Raw genomic sequence first — 4,128 nt, 5'->3', positions numbered from 1 at the left:
GGGGTAGCCGGGGGTGCGGGGGCGGCGCGTGAGCGCCCCGCTCGGGTTCGGGCGCTCGATGCGCCCGAACCCGTAGCCGGTGGTGGTCCGGGCCTGTCGAGCCCCGGTGGGCGTGTCCGGGGCTCGACAGGCGGTGGTCAGTGAAACTGGAACAGCTCGCGGGCTTCGGATACCGCCACTATCGGGCCGGTTTCGAGCTGCACCATGCACTGCCCGAGTGGGCCGCGCGGCAGGATGGTCGCCAGTCGTTCCGGTCCGCCGCCGCCGTTGCGGAAGATGACCGTCATGCCGGGGGTGAGGGTGTGGGGGTTTGCTCGGGGGCGCTGGTTGTGCTGGCTCATCGGCTCTCCCTCGGGTCCGGGTCGGTGGCGCGGGTGCGGCGGCCGAGAATATTGACCTTGTCGGTGAGGATGAGCGGGGCGTCGGCGGGGCCTTTGATGTGGGGGCGTACGTAGGTGCGGCGGCGCAGGGCGCGGCCGGGGCCGTAGGGCTGCTCGCGGAAGAATCCGGCTACCCACCATCGGCGGGTGTAGGTGCGGGTCTTGCCGGTGGTGGTGTCCTCGGTGCGGGTCTGCTGCTTGCGGCGCAGGCTGACCAGGCGTACGACGGGGGCGGGGCGCTTGGCGCGCTGGTACGCCTTGCGGGTGGATTTGTCGGCGGGGGTGTCGGTGATCTCGGCGTCGGGCTGGGTGGTGAGGATCCACGTCGCGATGAGGGCGGTAAGGATCTTGCGGGTGTCGTCGGTGTCGGTGTCGTGGTTCTGGCCGTAGACCAGGCCGGTTCCGGTGTGCACGGGGGCGAGCCATCCGATGCGCTCGCGCAGGTGCTGTAACCGCTGTTCGGTGATCTGGCCGGTTTCGGTGAGGACGGTTTCGGCTGGCGTGTAGAAGACGGTCCAGACGCCTCCGGGGATGGGTCCCCAGGATGCGGCCGTTACGGGCATGGTGTTGCCCGTTTCGTGGTCGGTGAGCCAGACGATGGGGTCTTGCCAGACGAGCAGGCCGTCAGGTGCGGGAAGCTCGGCGGGCAGTACGCGGACATCGGGAAGGTCTCGGGCGGCGTGGGCGGCGAGAGCGGTGAATTCGCTGTCCACCCAGAACAGTTTGCCGTTCTCGACGTGGTTGCCCATGAGGGCGGTGTACTGGTTGATGAGTGTGGGATTGGCGGTGTGGACTGCGGAGGCGTGTAGCGGTGCTCCGGGGATCATGTGACCGGGGATGCTGTAGCCGGACCCGGTGGTGAGTACGTCCAGGACGAAAGCACCTCCTGCGTTGCGCCAGAACCTGACCAGTCGATCGCGCACCTTGGGCAACGCTTGGGGCCGGATCGATCGAACGTCGGGAACGGTGGTCGGCTGGGCGGCGGCGGTGCCGCGTAGCGGCCGACGGGGCGGGGTGAGAGGCGTTGCGGCGAACAGCGCTCGGTGCAGGTGGGCGAGCATCTGGGGGTCGTGGTCGATGCCGCGCTGTCGGCCGTTTGTGATGGCGCGCGTGGTGATCGCGGCGACGTCGCGTACCTCTACCAGGGCGGCGCAGGTGGCGCATGCGGTCCAGGTCCCGCCGAGGTCCTTGTGGCGGCCGATGGGCTCGATTCCCTCGTCGTCGCCCATCACGAGCATTTCGAGGGTGTTGAATGTGAATTCGGCGACGACGGCGGGGGAGGAACAGAAGTCGCATACCTTGTTGAGCGAGGGAAGCTGTTCTTGAGGAACAGGGACGGGTTCGTGGTCGGCGGTGATACCGCCCGGGTGGAAATAGACGCTTTCGTTGTTGGATTTGCGCCACACCGTAAGGGGCCTGCGGCAGGTCTGGCAGCCGTACTGCTGGGTCACTCTCGCTCTCCCGGAGGGTTGGTCTGGTGTGTCGTGTGGTTCGGGGGGTTCGCCGTCCCCCTCCCTCACACTTAAAATTCTAGCACACTTGTGGGGTTGGATGGGTGCTGACCTGGGGTTTTTTCGTGCGTTCCCGTCTGAGGGGAGATCCATCCCGGCGGCCTGGTCGTGACCGACCACGGTCGGGGTCGGGGGTGCAACCGGGGTGTGGTTGCGGCCCCGGCCCCGGCCGTGGTTGCCCTTGTGGCAGGCCGGTGGGATGGATCGGGGAGGGACCATCCTGGAGCCTGCCTCCCCGGCGAGGGGACGCGGTCCAGCGGCGGGACGCTGGTCCGGCTGAAGGCCATCGGCCCGCAGGGCCGATAGCGCGGGCACCGCGGCGGGGGAGTGGCTCTACGGCCCGCCGCCCCTCGATGGTGATGCCGCCGGCATCACCCCGCGACCGGCCGGCGCCGGCGGCACGGCGGCCGCGGTGACAACTGGACGCGCACCTGGCAGGGCGAGGGGGCCCACCGGTGGGCCCCCGCCCGGTCACGGCGGGAGCAACGGTCCGCACCACGACGGCGCCACGACATCATCGTTCTTCATTGGGCGCGCACCGTTCGTGACGGCGGTGGCCTGCCACGACGGGCGTATCCCGGGCGCAACGGGGTGCGCGGGGTGGGTATGCTGGTGGTCAGGTGGTTGACGTTTGTGGCCTGTTGGGGCCGGTGTGGCGTCGACACCAGACGGCCGGAGGGGGTTCGCCAAACCAACCCTCCGGCCGTTGCCGTTCTCCGCTGTTATTGATCTCGGGGGCGGCCAGCGCCGGTTCCGGGTCCAGGGCGGTTGGCTTGGTGAGCGGCGAGGGTGCGGCGGAGCCAGGCGCGGTGGGTGTAGGGGCCTAGGCGTTCGTCTTCGCGCTCTTCCTCGATGTCAGGTGGAGGCAGGAGGGGGCGCCCGGTCTTCTCGCCGGTCCAGTAGGGGATGGAGTACCGCACGTAGGAGCGCATGGTCGCGAAGGCAATGTGGAGGGCGTCTGCCGCGTCTTCGGTGTTGAGTTCGTCGTCCGGATCGCCATCCTTGACCGGCGGTGGCTTCTTGGCGGCGGCGCGTTGGGCGAGCAGTGCGATGTAGTCTTCGACGCCGTGGGGGCCGTCGAAGGGGTACCAGTATTCGCGGCCGTCCTTTGTGCCGTGCGGGAAGTCGGGGTCGGTGCGGGCGCGGACGTTGACGGAGTTGCCGGGGGTCCAGCCGGCGAGGTGGGCGATTCCGGCGCGGTTGGTGCAAAGGCGGCCGCCGACGAGGCGGGTGGGTACGGCCGGGTCGTCGGTGCGGTGGTGGCCGGGTGTGGTCACGGGGTCCTCGTGGGCTCGGGTGCGGGCGACGGTGGTCGCCGGACCTGAGCCGGTGAGGGAGGACGGCGGTGGTGCGGCGGCCGTACGGCGGGCCGCCCGCCGGCCGCTGGGGGGCGGTCGGCGGGTGGTTGCCGTACGGCGGTCAGCGTATCGGGTGGCCGCGGTGGTGGTGTCGGTCGGCGTCATGAGGGTGACTGCTCCGGGGCTGGTTGGTCGGGGTTGGTGCGGTTGGCTTCGTACTCGGCCGCGAGGCGGCTCAGCTGGCCGGCGAGGGCGTAGTGGTCGACGAGTTCGTCGGAGAGTTTGCTGATCTGCTCTTTGATCGGGTCGATCTTGTATCGGCGGAGGTCGGCGAGGCGTCGGGGTGCGGCGTGGCGGGCGGCGGCCTGGATGAGGTCGGCGCGGTCGGGGCGCTCGTGCCAGGCGGCCACGAGGGTTCGGATGATGGCGGATCCGTATCGGCTGGTTGCGGTGGGCGCGCTGGTGCTCGTCCAGCGGTCGACGCTGCGTCGGAGTCCCAGGTATTCGCTGTCGGGGCGGTCGAGGTATTCGGCGGGGGTCAGGATGACGCCGCCGGTGATGGTGACGCCGTTGATGACCGGCCGTTCGGCGCGGTCGTTGTCGTTGTAGGCGTTCTCGCCGAACTGGACGTAGATGGCGGCGGGGGTCGCGGAGTCCTCGCCTCTGAACTCGGGTGCGATGACGATCGTTCCTGTGGCGCGGGGCGCGCGGAAGCGGTAGGTGACGCGACCGGTTTCGGTGTCGGTGGTTTCGGCGGTGGTGAGGTCGGCGTAGGGGCTGGGGAGGGCGAGGGTGCGGCGGTCGGTCATGGTGGGCTCCGGGTTGAGGGGCGCGGCCGGGCCGGGCCGTGCCGCGCCCCCGGGGTGTCAGCGGGGTGCGGTGGCGGGGTTGGTCAGGCGGTCGGCGTGGGCGCGTAGCTGGGCCAGCGCGGTGGTGGCC

At 70.2% G+C, this 4,128-nt stretch carries 4 protein-coding genes; all 4 read right to left on the bottom strand.

Annotated features, from left to right (window positions below; all coding sequences use genetic code 11):
* Window positions 1-137 precede the first annotated feature (137 nt).
* On the bottom strand, window positions 138-341 hold the full coding sequence (locus ABD52_RS36530) for a hypothetical protein (protein ID WP_047894765.1): 204 nt from the start codon (window positions 339-341) through the stop codon (window positions 138-140).
* On the bottom strand, window positions 338-1,831 hold the full coding sequence (locus tag ABD52_RS36525; protein ID WP_152748371.1) for a hypothetical protein: 1,494 nt from the start codon (window positions 1,829-1,831) through the stop codon (window positions 338-340). Before ABD52_RS36525 ends, ABD52_RS36530 begins: the two co-directional genes overlap by 4 nt.
* A gap of 782 nt (window positions 1,832-2,613) precedes the next feature.
* The gene (locus tag ABD52_RS36520) at window positions 2,614-3,168 is read right to left on the bottom strand and encodes a hypothetical protein (RefSeq protein ID WP_235437675.1); all 555 of its coding nucleotides are present in this window, start codon (window positions 3,166-3,168) and stop codon (window positions 2,614-2,616) included.
* Between the two features lie 182 nt (window positions 3,169-3,350).
* Window positions 3,351-3,998: a hypothetical protein gene (locus ABD52_RS36515; protein ID WP_047894762.1), complete on the bottom strand. Its 648-nt coding sequence runs from the start codon at window positions 3,996-3,998 to the stop codon at window positions 3,351-3,353.
* Window positions 3,999-4,128 lie beyond the last annotated feature (130 nt).

The sequence above is a fragment of the Micromonospora sp. RV43 genome (assembly GCF_001029515.1).
Taxonomy (GTDB): Bacteria; Actinomycetota; Actinomycetes; order Mycobacteriales; family Micromonosporaceae; genus Micromonospora; species Micromonospora aurantiaca.
Note: the sequence above shows the minus strand (reverse complement) of the source record. Positions and strands in the feature narration are given on the sequence as shown.

Excerpts from the sequence above, each read along its gene's own strand:
- ABD52_RS36530 (WP_047894765.1), bottom strand. The coding sequence starts at position 341 with ATGAGCCAGCACAACCAGCGCCCCCGAGCAAACCCCCACACCCTCACC.
- ABD52_RS36515 (WP_047894762.1), bottom strand. The coding sequence starts at position 3,998 with ATGACCGACCGCCGCACCCTCGCCCTCCCCAGCCCCTACGCCGACCTC.